Source organism: Candidatus Marinimicrobia bacterium CG08_land_8_20_14_0_20_45_22 (assembly GCA_002774355.1).
In the GTDB taxonomy this organism is placed as follows: domain Bacteria; phylum Fidelibacterota; class UBA2242; order UBA2242; family UBA2242; genus 0-14-0-20-45-22.
On sequence record PEYN01000118.1, the window covers coordinates 1 to 17,051 of the forward strand.

The 17,051-nt window shown below is 47.9% G+C and carries 12 protein-coding genes; 9 read left to right on the plus strand and 3 right to left on the minus strand.

Translation table 11 applies throughout. The features are described 5' to 3' along the window. Positions 1 to 7: 7 nt before the first annotated feature. The 3 genes from COT43_06610 to COT43_06620 all read right to left on the minus strand — a co-directional run bounded on the left by COT43_06610 (position 8) and on the right by COT43_06620 (position 2,405). On the minus strand, positions 8 to 1,180 hold the full coding sequence (locus COT43_06610; GenBank protein ID PIS28273.1) for a hypothetical protein: 1,173 nt from the start codon (positions 1,178 to 1,180) through the stop codon (positions 8 to 10). Positions 1,181 to 1,344: 164 nt separating this feature from the next. Beyond that, the gene (locus COT43_06615; GenBank protein PIS28274.1) at positions 1,345 to 2,022 is read right to left on the minus strand and encodes a hypothetical protein; all 678 of its coding nucleotides are present in this window, start codon (positions 2,020 to 2,022) and stop codon (positions 1,345 to 1,347) included. A gap of 14 nt (positions 2,023 to 2,036) precedes the next feature. Continuing rightward, the gene (locus tag COT43_06620) at positions 2,037 to 2,405 is read right to left on the minus strand and encodes a hypothetical protein (GenBank protein PIS28275.1); all 369 of its coding nucleotides are present in this window, start codon (positions 2,403 to 2,405) and stop codon (positions 2,037 to 2,039) included. Between the two features lie 217 nt (positions 2,406 to 2,622). Here COT43_06620 and COT43_06625 point away from each other — a divergent pair, with 217 nt between their 5' ends. From COT43_06625 to COT43_06665, 9 genes are all read left to right on the plus strand, one after another. After that, positions 2,623 to 3,996 (plus strand): hypothetical protein, encoded by a 1,374-nt coding sequence (locus COT43_06625; protein ID PIS28276.1) that lies wholly within the window; start codon positions 2,623 to 2,625, stop codon positions 3,994 to 3,996. A 32-nt stretch (positions 3,997 to 4,028) separates the two neighbouring features. After that, a complete protein-coding gene (locus COT43_06630; protein ID PIS28277.1) occupies positions 4,029 to 6,551 on the plus strand; it encodes a hypothetical protein in 2,523 nt (840 codons plus the stop codon). An 11-nt stretch (positions 6,552 to 6,562) separates the two neighbouring features. Further along, entirely contained in the window at positions 6,563 to 9,664 is a 3,102-nt protein-coding gene (locus tag COT43_06635) for a hypothetical protein (GenBank protein ID PIS28278.1), read from the plus strand. After that, on the plus strand, positions 9,664 to 11,754 hold the full coding sequence (locus COT43_06640; GenBank protein ID PIS28279.1) for a hypothetical protein: 2,091 nt from the start codon (positions 9,664 to 9,666) through the stop codon (positions 11,752 to 11,754). The genes COT43_06635 and COT43_06640 overlap by 1 nt, the downstream gene beginning before the upstream one ends. A 71-nt stretch (positions 11,755 to 11,825) precedes the next feature. Beyond that, on the plus strand, positions 11,826 to 12,734 hold the full coding sequence (locus tag COT43_06645; GenBank protein ID PIS28280.1) for a hypothetical protein: 909 nt from the start codon (positions 11,826 to 11,828) through the stop codon (positions 12,732 to 12,734). Beyond that, a complete protein-coding gene (locus tag COT43_06650) occupies positions 12,731 to 13,465 on the plus strand; it encodes a hypothetical protein (GenBank protein ID PIS28281.1) in 735 nt (244 codons plus the stop codon). The genes COT43_06645 and COT43_06650 overlap by 4 nt, the downstream gene beginning before the upstream one ends. 8 nt (positions 13,466 to 13,473) lie before the next feature. Next, positions 13,474 to 14,124: a hypothetical protein gene (locus COT43_06655; protein ID PIS28282.1), complete on the plus strand. Its 651-nt coding sequence runs from the start codon at positions 13,474 to 13,476 to the stop codon at positions 14,122 to 14,124. Between the two features lie 17 nt (positions 14,125 to 14,141). Further along, positions 14,142 to 15,431 carry an S-layer protein gene (locus COT43_06660; protein ID PIS28283.1) on the plus strand — a complete coding sequence of 430 codons (1,290 nt, stop codon included), beginning with the start codon at positions 14,142 to 14,144 and terminating at the stop codon, positions 15,429 to 15,431. A gap of 178 nt (positions 15,432 to 15,609) precedes the next feature. Continuing rightward, positions 15,610 to 17,013: a hypothetical protein gene (locus tag COT43_06665; protein PIS28284.1), complete on the plus strand. Its 1,404-nt coding sequence runs from the start codon at positions 15,610 to 15,612 to the stop codon at positions 17,011 to 17,013. The last annotated feature ends 38 nt before the right edge of the window (positions 17,014 to 17,051 follow it).

Below are 17,051 nucleotides of genomic sequence, written 5' to 3' on the forward strand. Positions count from 1 at the left end.
GGAACTGTTAACGATGTTGTGCTATGTGACAAGTAGCAGTTACTAAAATGATCCGTTTTCCGCGACAAATCTCAGCTAGTTTTTCATAAGTAACCGTTGTCTCGGTGCGGAAGCGATGTGCTTCATCGATAATGATATTCGTAAATTTTTCCGTTCCTCTGTAGAGGATATCATCCAATTTACCGAGAGATTCAAAATCTGCTGATACATGAAAATCAGAGAATACATTCGGCCAGCTACCGGGATTGGTTTTATCCAGCAACATCGGCGGCGCAATTACCAGCGTCCGGCCGTCTATATGTCCGGCCAACATGGCGGAGATATAGGTTTTTCCCAGGCCGACGACATCCGCAATAAATACGCCACCATATTCCAGCAGGATTTTTTTAGCGTTTAAAACTGCCTGGATTTGATATTCGAGTTTTTTAAATTCCGTTGGAAGATACTTTAAGAACATGTCCTCGATTAGATTTAACTCATCCTTAAAATACTCGTATAAAAATTTCAAATAGAGTTCATATGGCGTAATGTTTTGACTTAGCCATGTTTTATCTTGAATCGTTTGAATATATCGCTCACTAACTTCAACGGAGTCTTTCCATAAATCTTCAAATTTTCGTCTGGCAAATTCATAGTCCGCACGGTTTTTTAACTCAACGTTAAATTCCAGATTATCGATTAATCCAGCCTGCGTGAAGTTACTTGAACCTGTAATAATTCTGCCAGTGTCCCGATCGCCTTCAGCGAATGTCATGATGTAAAGTTTAGCGTGAATGTTTTGTGAAGGATATGCCCTGATTTCCAGTTTTTTATTCTTGATCCACTCAATGAACTTATTGACTCCTTCTTCAACCTTCTGATCATCTTCTGAATCTGCTAATTCTTGTTCTACCAGTGTTCCGACCACTTCCTTTGTTTCAGCATGAGAAAATTGAATTTCCTGCTGGGAAGATTTATTGGCGATGTTTAATAAGTTGATTGTATGTCGGTTCGTGGAAATACCAATTAGAACACGGATTTTTTCCGTCTTCTCAAGTGATGGATATATTGCATAAAATCCGCTGGTATAAAAGTATCCAACCAGGCAATCGAAAAAAGTCGTATCCTTAATTAAAACTTCAAATCTATCTTTCAGATTTTGGTTTTTTTCATTGGTGATAAAGGTTAAGTCTGTGCTCATGAGATTGTCCTTTGGTACGAATAGACCTGTTTGGAATAAGGCGAGTTCATTGAATTCTCATCATTTTACTAAACGCCAGAATATAAGAAACAGGGTAGAGAAAAGAAAAGGAATCCAGCCTCCCGGAGGTTCCAAACCCCCGGGAGGTTTTCAATTCAAAACATCTACGGATTCGTTCCGGTTTCCGTGGTTGTTGTCGTCGTTTTGGCCTTATAGGGCGGAACGACTGATCTAAATTCGGCGAGAACACTCTTGTTATCCATAAAACAGAGATCGGCCGTTTTCCGGATCTTCCGCTTGATGTTTTCAAGTTCCTTCAGACCTGCCATGACCTCATCATAGAGCGTCGTCCTCAGTCGCAGAGCGTCTTCCTGTGCGCTATCGGCGGCAATCAGATCGGTCAGACAGGCGCCGATCTCATCGATCTCCTCCTGCTTGATCCCCGCGTTCAGAACGGCCTCTTTCCGTTGATCGACGACGCTCTTCAGATGAGAGAGTTGAGTCGTCAGAGTCTTGACGCTTTTCGTGCCTTTTTCTCCAACGCCGAACTCCTTCCGGGTCACCGCATCATCTAAAAAAATGACATGAGAAGCCTTCTTGTACCGGGCTACCACTTTGAGGGCGCGCGCGATCTGCACTCTCTGAACGGCAGTCTTCTGATCATAGTCATTGCTGGCGTCATTGTAGGCGACCTCTTTTGCCCTCAGCGTACCGGCTTTTGCCTCAAAATCGGCAACGAAAGCCTCATCGATTTTGTATGCCGCTAACTGATCGAAGTGTCTGCGGGTTGTGGTGGCAAGAACGCTCGCATCCTGAAACGAATAATCCAATTGTTTTGACATGTTTCCTCCTTTTTTTATTCTGTTAATATCCAGTCGTCTATTGGATTTTCTATTTTGAAAAAAGATTCCTGCGCTTTTTGGTTTGCGCAATAGAGTTGTAAGTCTTCGCCATGCGCTTTTTTGCTTGCGCCACGGAGTTGCAGGTCTTCGCCATGCGCTTTTTGGTTTGCGCAACGGAGTTGTACGACTTCGCCATGTACTTTTTGGTTTGCGCCACGGAGTTGTAAGACTTCGCCATGCGCTTTTGGGTTTGCGCCACGGAGTTGTAAGACTTCGCCATGGACTTTTTGGTTTGCGCAATGTGTTGTCAGGCTTTCGCCTATGGTCATCGAACTGGTTGCGTGATATTCGGAGCGTGGTTTGTTTCTTAAAACGGAATCCATGAACAGACTTTTAATATTTTTCCGGGACATCCATCACTGACTTTTGCTTTAATTTAATTATCGTTATTTCAAAAACAAGGAGTTTTTTTCACTCCGTAAATTCGGTTTACTTTGATTCAATCTCCAATCTTCTATTCTTCCACACCGCCTAACCTTTCCTATTGGTTCCATGACGGTTTTTTAATACATTCCTTTCGTATTTGACAGAGGAGTAAAAATGAGACCGATTACCAAAGTAATACTAATTTTCATGTTCTTGGCGACCGTTGTGTTTTCCCAGGAGACTTGGGAATATGAACCGTCGATGGACATCGAATTCGCCGAAAAAGATTCACTCGCCAACCCTTTTCTCTGCACGGTCGATTCGACCGGCAACCTGTGGGTCATTTCTTCCACATCCACTTCACTTCACGCGATTAACGCACTCTACAAAGCCGCGCCCGGCGATACCGTTTTTACACTCATTGACGATTATACTGATGACGTCGATGTTAACTCTGCGCGAGGAGTCACGGCAATAGGAAACGATATCTTCGTCGCGGTTAAGACAACAACAACATACGTTTCATCAATGTTTCGATATCCGAACGGCAATTTCACCGAACGAATCCAATACCGCACGCCGACGGTTTCCATCCCCGGTTATGGCACTTATATCTTTGGAATAGCGGGAACCAAAGATCGATATATTTATGGCGGTATCGGCTATCTAGGTCCAAGAATCCGCGGATATGATTTTTCAGGAAAATTATCACCTGTCGGTATATATATTTCGAAGGAATGTACCGCAGTCGATCCGGGTGGTCCCGCACCCTCTGGCAACGATGTGATCCGCGATGTTGCGACATTACCGGGCGGAAATTATTATGATCCCGAAACACCGGTTTATACTTCACGAAATAGTTTACCCGAAGGCGGCAGTACAGGAGGTGTTACTAAATGGACCGGCGGCAGACAGGATTCACTGTCGACTTATTCCTGTGTTTCGCTGGAAGACGCCGACAGTTTCCTGAAGTGGACGAGTTACGTTCCGAACGGCATTACGCTCGATTCGCAGGGCAGACTCTGGGCGGTCGGAACCGATACTTCCCGCCGCTGGGTGAAGGTTTTCGAGGTTTCCGGCAACTGGGCGACGCAGGTTGTGGAACTTCCGAGCAGTACGAGCAAAGACATTGCCGATCCGCTCGGCGCGCCGTTAGGCGTTCCCGAAGACGTTGCGCTAAGCCCGAATGAAGGAATCGCTTACGTGATCGACACAGAAGCCCGCAAGTGCTTTACATTTCAGAGCAACGCGGTAAAAGTGCGTGAAGATCGTTCAGCAGTCGCAAACGAATTTCGTCTTTATCCGGCTTTCCCAAATCCGTTCAATCCAACCACGACGATTTCCTTCGATCTGCCAAAAGCGTCAACCGTTCGGATAGACATTTTCGATCTGAAAGGCAGACAAATCCGGACGCAGACCGTGAATTACACATCGTCCGGCAGACATGCGATCTTGATAAACGCCGAAGGAATGCCGACCGGAATTTATATTTATCACATAACGACGGACTTCGGACGCCGGAGCGGAAAACTGGCTTTTCTGAAGTAAACCGAACCGTTCATTTAGACCGATAGTTTTTGATGATCCAATCGACGCGCAGACATTTGCGTCTGCTTTTTATCTCTTTTCTGTTGTACCTGACGCAGGGACGAACCGAGACGCTTTTCCCCGAATACCGCACGGTCTGGCTGAGTCGCGACGTTCTCGAATTAGGACGAGAATCCATTCGCAACGCATTCATCGACCTCAAGAACGCCGGATTCAATGCGGTTTTCGTCAATAACTGGTACAAAGGTTCAACGATCTATCCATCACAGGTCTTGGCGAATTACGGCGGCACGACGCAGTTGTCTGAATTTGAAGGCTGGGATCCTTTACAGGTCGCCATTGAAGAAGGTCATCAGATCGGTCTGGAAATTCATCTCTGGTTCGAATACGGTCTCTGGCTTTACGTCACTTATGGCGACACGACCTATTCGGGTCCGATATTATCCCGGCATCCCGGCTGGCTCATGACCAAACGAAACGGCAGTAATTATAACAAAGACGCGATGTACGGAACTGTCCAGTTCTGGGCTGATCCGGCGAATGACAGCGCCATGCAGTTCATCGTCGAGTTGGTCGAAGAAGCCGCACGTAATTATCCGGAACTCGACGGCATCGAAATGGACAGAATCCGATATCCAAATACCGATTTTTCATTTTCGGATACAACACGAAGCGCTTACATGCGGGAAACCGGCGGTTCCGATCCGCTGACGATTTCCACATCGAGTGTAGAATGGGCGGCATTTGTTCAGTGGCGCGAACGCCAGACGAGCGACGTCGCAAACAAAATTTATCGGGCAGTTAAAGTGATCAATCCGAAACTCGTTGTCTCGGCGGCTGTCGCGCCGCCGTACATGCTTTCGGGTAGCGACGATAAAATGCAGGATTGGCCGACGTGGTGCCGCGAGCATTCCATCGATTTTGTATCGCCGATGCTGTACGGATTGCAGGACAGTTTCGATTACTGGCTCGGCAGATGCCTGAGCGAATACGCTTCGCCTATGAGAATCATTCCCGGATTCAACATCGACGGACTGACTAATACGCAAATTTCGACGATCATGAACGCCACGCGTAACCGGCAAATGCCCGGCGGCGCCGTTTGGTACTACGGCTATCTGAATGAAACCAATTTATCGCATTTTGAGACAGAGGTTTTCGACGATCCGATTCAGACGCCGCGTAATCAGATCATCATCGACGATAATTCGACAACCTATATCTCAGGCTCCGGCGTCACTTCCAATTCCGGCGGCTGGAACGGAACTTTTAAAACCGGAAGCGACGACGGTTATTTCAGGTGGAATATTACATTATATGTTTCGGGAATGTTCGCGCTGAGCACATTCCTTCCTTCCGAATGGCAATCGGCGATCGATTGGACATATCAAATCGTCACCAACGACGACACGACGACAAAATTCCTGACTGCCGAAAAAGCATTCGGCGAATGGGCAAGTCTCGGATATTTTCAACTGAACTATGACGACGCGGTTCAGGTGATCGTTTCGTCGTCGAATTCAAATGGTTTTGCGGCGGATGCGGTAAAATTGACGCGCGTTCTGCCATTCAATATCGTCGAAGGATTTCCGACGACGCCGACGCGCCTTTCCGTTCAGTTCGACCGAGTGCTCGACACGACATCGATTGACATCGCGCAATTTTTCATTTCACCTTCCATAGCGATCCGTAAAGTAACCCCGGATTTGAATGATTTATCCGTTTTAACCTTTGTCTGTGATTCTCTCACGACAGGCATTTCTTACCGCCTCAGCGCGTGGAATCTCCGGGATTCCGAAGGAAATCTGAGCGATACGGTGACTTTCAATTTTCAATATCAATCCGGATTTTCCGAACTAATTGATAATTCAAGTAATCTTTTCTATGAACAATCTCTTAATTGGACGGAAGTCACTGATCCAAATGCAGTTGGCAGTTCTTATTTAAAAGCGACTTGCGGCGATGGAACCGAGCGCGTTTACTGGCGCTATCCCGCACCCGAAACAGGCTATTATCAGGTGACGGCGATTTTCCCCGACTCTACGGAATTTGCCGACGACGCCTGCTATATCGTTAAAAACGGTACGGCATTCGATACGACGCGCGTGAACCAACGAATTCATTATCCAAACGGTTGTCCGCTGTCGATCACATGGGCGGAAAAAAGCGTTAACATCGTTGTTAAGTTGCACAATCTATCGATAAATACATCCGATCACTGGGTCGTAGCCGACGCCGTTAAAATCGAGCGGACGTTTTATTCGGAAGTCGAAATGTCCACACCGACTCCCGAAGTCTTTTCATTGCTTCAAAACTATCCCAATCCGTTCAACGGGCAAACGACGCTGGCGTTCATTCTACCCAAACCTGGCGATGTTCACATCGAAGTTTTCGATCTCACAGGCCGGGAAGTCAGAAATATTAATCTGAAAAATCAACCGGACGGACGGAATAAAGTCTGTTTAGATTTTGGGGATTTGAAATCAGGCTTTTATATTTATCGCGTGGTTTCAAACGGAAAACAGAAGGTCGGTAAAATGGCGCTGGTGAAATAGGTGCGATTATCTTGAACAAGAAACGGAAATATCTTCTCTTCTTGATATTTTCTTCCGTTCTGTTCACTTCGACAATCTTTGCTCAAACCGCCGGGAAAATCTCCGGGCGCGTCATCGATGCCGATACCGGTATGCCGTTGCCGGGCGCCAATGTCATGGTTGCCGAATTGGAAACAGGCTCCGCGACCGATCTCGAAGGAAACTTTGCAATCATGCGCATTTATCCCGGCAAATACACGCTCAAAATATCCTTTATCGGATACGCGCCGCTGACGATCAACGACGTCCGCGTGAGTATCGATAAAACGACCTTTGTAGATGTTCCGATGAAAGTTCAGGGCATCGAAACTCAGGAAGTCGTCGTCACCGCGAAAAGACCGGTTGTCGATAAGGATAAAACCTTCAGTTCGTCGAGTATCGAATCAGATGAAATGAAGGAAATCCCGATGGAGGGTTTACGCGATGTTCTCGACCTGAACACGAGCCTCGAACGCAACGCCAATGGAACTTATTCCCTACGCGGCGGCGGAAGTTTCGACATCAATTTCATGATCGACGGCGTCACGCAGGAAAATTCAAACTCCGGCGTACCCGGCACGAATTATATGGGCGAGAAATCGAACACTTCGTGGAAATTCGACTTCAATCCGCTCGGCGTCAAGCAAATGGAACTGATCTCGGGCGGATTTAGCGCGGAATACGGCAATGCGCAATCCGGCGTCGTGAAAGTTGCTACCAAAGAAGGAACCGTGAAATTTCATGGCGATATTCGAATCGAAGTTCGCCCCGCCGGGAAATATCATTTCGGCGATTATTTGTACAGCAAGAATAATTTCGAATGGCAAAAGTGGGGAAACCTAAATTCGTGGTTTAATGCCGATGAGTTCCAACTGCCGGAAAGCGAACAGATCGGAAATGAATATTCGAGCAACGGCGTTCCGTATAATCTTTTTACATACGACGAAACGACTAGCGAATATTTGCCGTACAGCGTTTCTATTCGCGATTCACTGGCGGCGAATTATTACAATACATGGGTTAAAACACACACGCCCGAAGACGCAAATGTCGATCTCATCACCGGCTACGATTGGGTTATCGATAGCTGTTTATACACCGGAAGTGATTCGATTCCGATTTATCGAAAACAGTGGAAAACGGCCACAACAAAGAACGGAAATAACAACCTCGGCGTTTACGATTACCGGGACATTCCGTACGTCCGCACCATGTTCGGATTCGGCGGACCGATCGGAAAATTGCAAGGCTGGACGTTTTTCCTATCGGGCGAACGCCGCGACAAACCGACGCGTTTGCCCACTTACGAGAAGACAACGCTGTACGAAAATTTCAATCTGACCACCGTTTCCAAATTCACAGAAAAATTCCGACTTCGTTCGATGACGCAATATCAGCATAGTCGCGGCGGGATTTTTTCCGGTAGTGACGATATTCGCTGGGCGTCGCCGGTCGGCAACGTCTCGTTCCACACCGGTCAGCAAAAATATCTACTTTCCACTGTTGCGCCAAAGGACGAATTCTCGTGGATTCAATCCATGACGATGACCTACGTTCCGCGATCGGAAACGTTCTACGAAGCGACATTTTCACACACATACGAACGTTATGAAATGAACACCGTTCCTCTTTCCACGACCGTACAGGTTCCTCAAGGCGATTGGGATGAAGATTATACGCGGCTTGTTTGGGATCCGTCGGGAACGCTTTACAATCAGGATTCACGAACACACACTTGGGCATTCAAAGGCGATTTCACACATCAATTCAGTTCGTTGAATCATTTAAAGGGAGGCATTCATGGAACGCAGTGGAATATGCACTACAATTCCGTTTCCAGCGTCTATGCCAACGCGTTCATTTACAAATCCGGTTTTGCAGAATGGTACGAAGCCGCGCCGTATTATTTCGCCGCCTACTTTCAGGATAAAATGGAATACAAGGGTTTAATCGCCAACATCGGCGTCCGGGCTGAAGGCTACAACATGAATCTAGATATGCCGGTCGATGAATATTATCCGTTTTATCAGGGCACCGACGGCGCGAGTTCGACATCGGTCGGCAATCCCGAAACCAAAAAACCTTCGACGCATTACGCTCTGTCTCCGCGGCTTGGTCTCTCCTTTCCAATTGGCGAACGCACGGCTTTTCGCTTGCAGTATGGGCATTTCTACGCGATGCCAATCTTCCGGCATACGATTTCCCGTTCGACCTGGGGCGGTTGGATCATGTACGGAAATCCCGACCTCGACTTTCGGAAAACCGTCAGCTACGAATTCGGCATTCAGCACAGCCTGATGGAAACGCACCGGTTGGACATTGTCGCTTATTATAACGACCGTACGCGTCAAACTGTGAACATTCGTCGGCATTTCAGCATGGGCAGTTACTTACGGAGCGCAACCGATCCGTACGCGGCAACGTACGTGAATACCGGCTATGGCGCAACGAAAGGCATCGAAATTTCTTTAGATAAGATTACTCCCGGAAGATGGAAATATCGCCTCAAATATTCGCTGTCCAGAACTTCTTCCGGCGCTTATGGAGCGACTGAAATCTGGGCGGAAGACGATCCGAAAGCGCCTTACGATATGCGAATCTACATCAGCCGCAACAACGACAATATCACGAGCGAAGATAAAACACACTCGTTTTCCGCTTTCGTCTCCTATACGTTTCCGACTAAATCCGGCATCCATTTTCTGAAAATCTATCCGTTCCAAAACCTAACCGCCGCGATGAGTTATACGGCGAAAAGCGGCATTCCGTTTACCTACGTGACCAGTTACGACGAGTTCTTCGACGTATCGAACAACCGGCGCTACCCGATTGAGTATGCAACCGATCTGAGCGTATCAAAAGATTTTAAACTCGCCGGATACATTTTCACTTTTGCATGCCGTATCCAAAACCTGTTCAACAACAAATGGCTGACGCCGTTCGATTCCAGCGTCGAAACCGACGATATGCAACAATGGGTTGAAACCGGCATGACATGGGATAATCCCAAGCATCCGAATCACAATTATAATTATTTCCGTGTTTACCGAAACACGCCGCGAGAAATCTTTTTTACCGTAGGAATAGGATTTTGATGACAATTTCAAATTTCAAATTGCACATGGCACATTTCAAATTAAAGAATTCTTCCACAATTCTACTTTTCCGTCATCAATTTTCAACTTTCAAAAAAAGAAAAATCTCCGCGTTCTCCGCGGTTATTCTTTCCTTGTTTCTCCTTGCTTCTCCTTTGACTCTCTTATCGCAGGATCGCGTCCTCTTTATGAACGAAGGCCGTCTCTGGGAAACACTCAATCTGAGCAAAATCGGTCCGACTTTCAGCAACTGGGCGCGGTCGGGCTACGGAATGGATTATCCCGGCTACGAGCCGGATTGGATACCGAGTCATACCGGCGAAGCGCCTTCGCATCACGTTGGCGGCGGATTCTGGATTGGTGCATTGAATGACAGCGGTTATGTAAAAGGACGTGAAGACTTCGCCATCTACGCCGGTTCCGTCGGCTACGAATCGACATCAAAATATATCGCCAGCGTCAATCGGTTCAAATATCCCGACAAGACCAACTATTTCCAGCAGTTGAGTTCCAATGAAGGCGAACTCTCCGCAGAAACAATCTTTCAGTGGAATCCAAACTATCTTGATCCCTACACGATCAAGAGATACCTTCCGATCAAAGTCACCCGGAACGTCCATCAATGGGTCACGCACGAAATCGATCAGGATTATATCATCATCGATTATACGATCAAGAACGTCGGCGATTCGACAATGCATAAAACTTACGTCATGTTCCTCTACGGTTTTTCGATCAACGCGCGCGGTTGGTCGGTGGTTTTTCCCGGTTATAATTCCGGCGCACGCAACAACCGGATGGCCTGGGACAATACGAACCGGATGATGTACGGTTACGCCGCCGATTTTCCAGAAGTTACAGGCAATCAATCATACGACTTCGACGCGAAAAGCGGACCCGATCAGACAGGCGAATATCTGGCGCCCGCCTATGCAGGACTAAAATTTCTCTACATCTCACCAGATTCAAGCGGACGAGTGAACAGGATCAATAAATACGGCTGGGCGGCTTCGCATCCGACGCAGGCGAGTATTCCGTTCACGAACAAAAATTCGGTGGAACTGGAGTACGCGGTTCTGCGCGATCCATATCAGGCGACGGATGCCATTACGTTCATGGGCGATTCGCGCTGGCAATCTTCACGAATATGGACGATGGTTTCTTTGGGACCGTGGGATTTAGCGCCCGGCGATTCCATCCGGATTGCCGTCGCTGAAGTTGTCGGTTGCGTGGATTACAAAATCGTCGTCGATCCAACAACGACATCGACTCAGATTGCCAAAGGGAAGCAGATTTTGGTCAATCTCGCCAAACGCGCGCAGGACAATTTTGATACGAAATACAACATCCCCGATCCACCCGCGGCTCCGTCAGAAATCACGCTATCGCATCTCTCCGAAAAACAGGTCGGCAACGTTATTAAATGGTCAGACGCGGGAGAATCCATTCCCGACGCAGATTATACCGGCGACGAGGCGTTCGATCTGTATGGTTACCGCGTTTATCGTTCGAGTTATCTGCCGATCGGACCGTGGGATACCATTGGCGTCGTGCTTAAAAGTGATCCGAATTTCTTTGATTCGATGACCAATCAGTACACTTATATCGATACAAACGTGACAATGGGCGCGGCTTATTATTACGCCGTGACCGCGTTCGATGCCGGCCATGCAAGTTGGCTGCCGAATCCTTCACTCTATCCGACCGGCGTGCCGTCGCAAGAAAGTTCCAAATACGTCAACATGACGACGCGCTCTTTCCGCACCGGCTTAAGGGCGTCCGAGGATTTGTCAAAGGTCATCGTCGTCCCGAATCCATTTGTCATCGCTTCCGGCTGGACGACTCCCGGCGACGAAGATCTCATCCAGTTCATCAACGTGCCAAGCCCGTGTGTCATTCGGATTTATACCGTCCGCGGCGAAGTGGTTAAAGAAATCCATCATACGGAGGACATCGGAACCGCGACGTGGGATCAGGTGACCGAATGGGGACAATATGTCGAGAGCGGCGTCTATATCTATTACATCGAATCCAAATCACCAACATCGAAAGGCAAGACCTTAGTCGGAAAGTTCAGCATCATCCGATGAAAAGACGATATAATATAATAATAAATTTCATCCGAAGGTTCAATATAAATCTTCGTGTTCTTAGTGCTTTTATGTTTATCCTTTCCCTCGCTACGAATCTTTCCGCTGATTTTCGGAAGACTGGAACTGCCGGTTATTCATTTTTAAAAATACCATCGACTGCGCGGCACGCCGCGATGGGTGAATCCTGCGGAAGTCTGATCGATCATATCGGCATTTTACCGCTTTTCCAGAATCCCGCCGCCTTGGGATTTCAAACATCATCTTCGGTCGGTATCACTTATTCGCCGTGGATTGCCGACATTAATCATCAACTTGCCGGATTTTGCTATGTCGGAAAATCGATCGGCAATTTCGGCGTCGGACTGAACTATTTAGACTATGGAAATATTCCGCACACGGAACAAGCCTCGGGACTTGGGCAATATCGCGAACTCGGAACTTATTCGGCGCAATCCGTCGCTATCGGACTGACTTACGCGCGGAAACTTACCGACAAATTTGCCTACGGTTTGCGGCTAAATTGGGTCGAAGAAACGATCTATCATTATTCGTCTTCCAATGTTTTAATGGACGTCGGCGTCGTCTATTTTACAGGATTCAGATCACTACGGATCGGCGGTTTTATCAATAATTTCGGAGTCGATGCACGATTCATCGGCGATACGTTCAAAATGCCGACTGAACTCCGCCTGAGCCTCGCGTATGACTTACTCGAAAATCCCAACCATTTCCTGACGATCACCTCCGAGCTGTCGCATCCGAGCGACAATATCGAACATATTCACGTCGGCGCCGAGTATCGGTTTATGCAATCCGTCTATTTACGCGCCGGATACAAGTATCCTTACGACGAGGATGATGCGTCATTCGGAGCCGGTTTTTACTGGAAAGGAAATATTTTCGACGTAGCCGCGTTACCGTTCGGTCGCTTCCCAACCGTTTTTCGCTTCTCTTTTCAGAAAGAGTTGGGACGATGAAGTTGCTCAATATCAGCGGAAGAATTGTCTTAATTCTGGCACTTATCGTTGCCGTCGTTGCGCCGCTAAACGCGCTTGATTTATCCAACATCAGTGTCAGCGCTGTCAAATCATCAGCATCCGGCACGGATACTTCTATCAATAACATTTCCGGCTACGGAATTCGGATTTCCGCCAACTGGAAATGGAAATATGGCCTGTCGTTCTCACTGAGCAACAGTCACTTGTATTATTCCATCGACCAGAACGACGCCATCAAAAACTGGAACTGGCAATACTGGTTGAAGATTTACGGCAACGTCGTCTCGCTCACGAAGATGGATCCGATCTACGAAGCGATCATCCACCCGAAACAGACGTTAAAAACCAAACCGATCACACTGACGGTTCAGTACGAGCCTTCGATCTGGAAGAAGCTCCATTTCGGCCTTCGGGCGGGCGGCGGCGCAGTTTGGTACCGCCGACAATTATACAACGAAGAGACATGGCAAAAGTACTTCTCGTCGATCGATTACACTTACGAGTACAATTTTCGGAATTATGCCAACGCGCGTAGCGGATGGGTTTTTCAGTCCGAATTTGCGTTCAGCGCCGGTTATCGTTTCAATCAGTACATCGGTTTATCGCTGGCAGTCGATTATGCCAATTATTACAAAACCCGCCACGATTCGGACTATTTTCCCTTGAAGCGTTCGGTTCAGGCGAATCTCGAACTGGAAATTCTGTATTGAGCAACTCTATGAATAAACGGTTTCTACTTTTTTGTCTCGCGATCCTCATTCTGGCTTTCGGAATCTCGGCTGGATTTTCGCAAACAAGATATTTTGTCGGCGGCGGCGTTCAGTCCGCGTTCCCGATGAAAAATCTTGATTCGCGCTTTATGCCGACGACTTTCCCGACGATCCGATTCGGCTGGAAAGACACCGAAAAAGGCAAAACTCTTTTCGAATTCGCTCCGATGACGTTTTCCAAGATCAACACGGAAAAAATGTACTACGATTCCGTCGATCAATACTTGAAAATCCAGTCGGCGGCGGCCGGTTATCAGCAGACGATCTTCACCGTTTTCAAGAAGATCGATGTCGCCGTCACCGGCGCGGTCACACTAAATAAATGGCTTTACCGACGGGAACCGTTCTATTGTCGTGACACGAACGCCAGCATTATCGACACCTTGTTGGAATTTAAACAATCGGATTGGAGTTGGGGCGCAAAAGCCGGCGCGGTCGTCACATTTTCACCCGTTTCGTGGATTCATCTCGGCGTCAGCGCGCAATTTCATCTCATCATCGCAGAACTCTGGCCGGCAATGGCAGTTCGGATGGAAAACGTCAGCGGGTTGAAACTGTCGGAAGTCTGCGCGTTCATCGAATTCAGCCGGGAATTTTAATCTTTCAGGAATTTGCCATGAAGAAATCGATCCTCTTTTTACTCGCTCTGATCATGGTCATAAGCGCCGAAACGCAACCGAAACCGAAATTCCTCTGGCTCGACGCTTCGGCAAATTTCGGACGACTCGGCACCGACGCGGCGGTCGTTCAATACATGGCGAAAATTGCCGAAACCGGGTTTACAGGCGTGGTCGTCGATCTCAAACCAATCACCGGCGAAGTATTGTATCCGAGCCAGATCGCGCCGCAGATATTCGAGTGGAAAGGCAAGACGCGAGAAAAAGATTTCGATTTTGCCGCTGTTGCCGTCCGCGAGGCGAAAAAGAACAAGCTAGCCGTTTACGCTTCAATGAACGTCTTTTCCGAAGGCTGGAAAGATTTCAAACGCGGCGTCGTTTATCAGTCGCATCCGGAATGGCAAACCGTTCATTATTCGTCGAACGGCTTGGTCAAAACCACCGATTACAATTTTGGATTCGCCGTTTTCGTCAATCCCGCTCTGGCAGAAGTTCAGGAATATGAAATTCGAATCATGGAGGAAATGCTGACGAAGTACGATTTCGACGGGATCGTCCTCGACCGTTGCCGGTACGACAATCTTCGCTCCGATTTCTCGGATTATTCGCGACAGGAATTTGAAAAGTTTATCGGGAAAAAGGTCAAAGATTGGCCGGAAGATATTTTCACATGGAAAAAGAACAACAAAGGCGAATGGACGACCAAGCCGGGAAAGTTGTATAAAGAATGGCTGTTTTGGCGGGCAACCGTCATTCACGATTTCTTTGAAAAAGCGAGAAACCGTGTCAAGGCGACCGGCAAACAATTCGCGACTTACACTGGCGCGTGGTATTCGACATACAGCGAACTGGGCGTGAACTGGGCGAGTTCGACGTACGATCCGTCCGAGAAATACAGTTGGGCTTTACCCGATTATCATAAAACCGGTTATGCCGAACTGCTCGATTTCCTTTTCTCCGGATGCTATTTTTATCCGGTGAGCGTCGCCGATCTGGAAAAGGAAAAATCAAATCAAAAAGCGAGCAACGAAGAAGCGATCGGTCCCGCGCTGATCCCGGAATACACAGTAGAAGGTTCGGCAAAGTTGGCGATGCGCGTGACCAAAGGCGTAACGCCGCTTTACGGATCGCTTTACGTTCAGCAGTACAAAGACAAAAACAATCCGGAACAGTTCGTCAGGGCGATCCAGATGTGCCTCAAGGAAACGAACGGCGTGATGATCTTCGATCTGGTTCATATCGACGATTTCGGCTGGTGGGATTACGTGCACAAAGCACTTCAAAACTAACCGCAAATGAACACGAATAAATAAAAAAAGATACTGGAAATACAATCACAAAACACATGAAATGATCCGAAATCAAGAATTATTCTTCTCATTTATCCGTGTCTTTCCGCGTTATCCGCGGCTAAAGAATTTCTCTGCATTCTCCGCGCTCTCTGCGCCCTCCGCGGTTAAGTAAACTATGACAAATTATCTCAAACTCGCCTCATGGGACGTTATCGGCATTCTCGGCTATCTCGTTCTGATGCTCGCCGTCGGTTTCTATTTCCGGAAATTCGGGCAAAAAGGACTCGATAATTATTTCCTTGCCGGACGGAAACTTCCCGGCTGGGTCAACGGCATTGCATCCGCCGCCACTGCCATGAACGGCGACGTCGCGCCGACTTACTGCGGCATGACAGTCGTGACGGGACTTTTCATCTACTGGTTTTTCATTTCACGATTCAGCCTTGCACTGATGATCGCCGCCGTTCTGTTCGCGGTTTTCTGGAAAAAACTCAATCTCTTTACATCGCCGGAATTCTATGAAATCCGATTCTCCGGCAAATTAGCGACGACGATGCGAAGTTGGATCGCTTTCCGGAGCGCGTTCATCTCGATCGTCGCCTGGACGGGAGCCGGACTTCTCGGTCTGCACAAAATCCTGAATCCAACGCTTGGCTGGTCGATGACAACGACATTTTCGCTTATCATTCCGGTGACGCTCCTCTATGTTTTCCTTTCCGGCTATATTGGCGTCGTTTCCACCGATGTCATTCAAACGGCAGTCATCTTGATCTCCTATGTCGTTCTTTGTGTCGCAGTTCTAATCGATTTTCACGGGCCGACCGGACTCTACCAGTCGCTCGTCGCAACTTTAGGAACCGACGTCGTGCGGTGGTATCCGCCTTCTCAGAACGAAATGCTGGGAGTCGTCGGTGTTTTTGCATGGATGATCGGAACTGCTGTCGGTTATGGCGGTGACGCTGCGCCGATGGGCGGAGCGATGGAAGGTCAGCGCATTTTCTCGTGCACAAACGGCCGCGAAGCCTCTAAGTTTTATATCTGGGCATTGGTCGTATTGTTCGTTCTGCTCTCATTGTTGACGATGCCCGCGCTCGGCGCGATGGTTCGCTGGCCGGGACTTTATACCGGAGAAATCAACAAAGAGACGGCGTTCGGTCTGCTCATCGGACGATACATGCCAAAAGGTTTTCTCTGGTTGGCAATCGCCGGAATGGCGGCGTCGATCATGTCAACCATCGACTCGAACCTCAACTTCGGCTCGCAGGTTTTCGTGTCCGACATCTATCGCCGGTTCATCAAACGCAACCAAACCGATCGGCATTATTTGGTCGTCGGGCGGATCGTGATTTTTGTCATTACCGGCTTATCCATTCTCGTCGCAACCAAGGCGACAAATGTCATCGACATCGCGATCTTCATGCTCGGACTCAGTTCGGCGGAACTCTCCGCCAACTGGGCGCAATGGTGGTGGTGGCGATTCAATGCCAAAGCGCGGGTCGTCGCTTCATTCTGCGGACCGGTTATTTTTATACTTGTCGGTCTAATGGTAAATTTAGGGGGCTATTTTGTTAAAAAATGATCTGTTATTTTTAATTTTCTATCCATTTTCAGACCGGG

What these genes read in the sequence shown, in the direction of transcription:
- COT43_06610 (PIS28273.1), bottom strand. Translation starts at nt 1,180, where the DNA reads ATGAGCACAGACTTAACCTTTATCACCAATGAAAAAAACCAAAATCTG.
- COT43_06615 (PIS28274.1), bottom strand. Translation starts at nt 2,022, where the DNA reads ATGTCAAAACAATTGGATTATTCGTTTCAGGATGCGAGCGTTCTTGCC.
- COT43_06620 (PIS28275.1), bottom strand. Translation starts at nt 2,405, where the DNA reads ATGGATTCCGTTTTAAGAAACAAACCACGCTCCGAATATCACGCAACC.
- COT43_06625 (PIS28276.1), top strand. Translation starts at nt 2,623, where the DNA reads ATGAGACCGATTACCAAAGTAATACTAATTTTCATGTTCTTGGCGACC.
- COT43_06630 (PIS28277.1), top strand. Translation starts at nt 4,029, where the DNA reads ATGATCCAATCGACGCGCAGACATTTGCGTCTGCTTTTTATCTCTTTT.
- COT43_06640 (PIS28279.1), top strand. Translation starts at nt 9,664, where the DNA reads ATGACAATTTCAAATTTCAAATTGCACATGGCACATTTCAAATTAAAG.
- COT43_06645 (PIS28280.1), top strand. Translation starts at nt 11,826, where the DNA reads ATGTTTATCCTTTCCCTCGCTACGAATCTTTCCGCTGATTTTCGGAAG.
- COT43_06650 (PIS28281.1), top strand. Translation starts at nt 12,731, where the DNA reads ATGAAGTTGCTCAATATCAGCGGAAGAATTGTCTTAATTCTGGCACTT.
- COT43_06655 (PIS28282.1), top strand. Translation starts at nt 13,474, where the DNA reads ATGAATAAACGGTTTCTACTTTTTTGTCTCGCGATCCTCATTCTGGCT.
- COT43_06660 (PIS28283.1), top strand. Translation starts at nt 14,142, where the DNA reads ATGAAGAAATCGATCCTCTTTTTACTCGCTCTGATCATGGTCATAAGC.
- COT43_06665 (PIS28284.1), top strand. Translation starts at nt 15,610, where the DNA reads ATGACAAATTATCTCAAACTCGCCTCATGGGACGTTATCGGCATTCTC.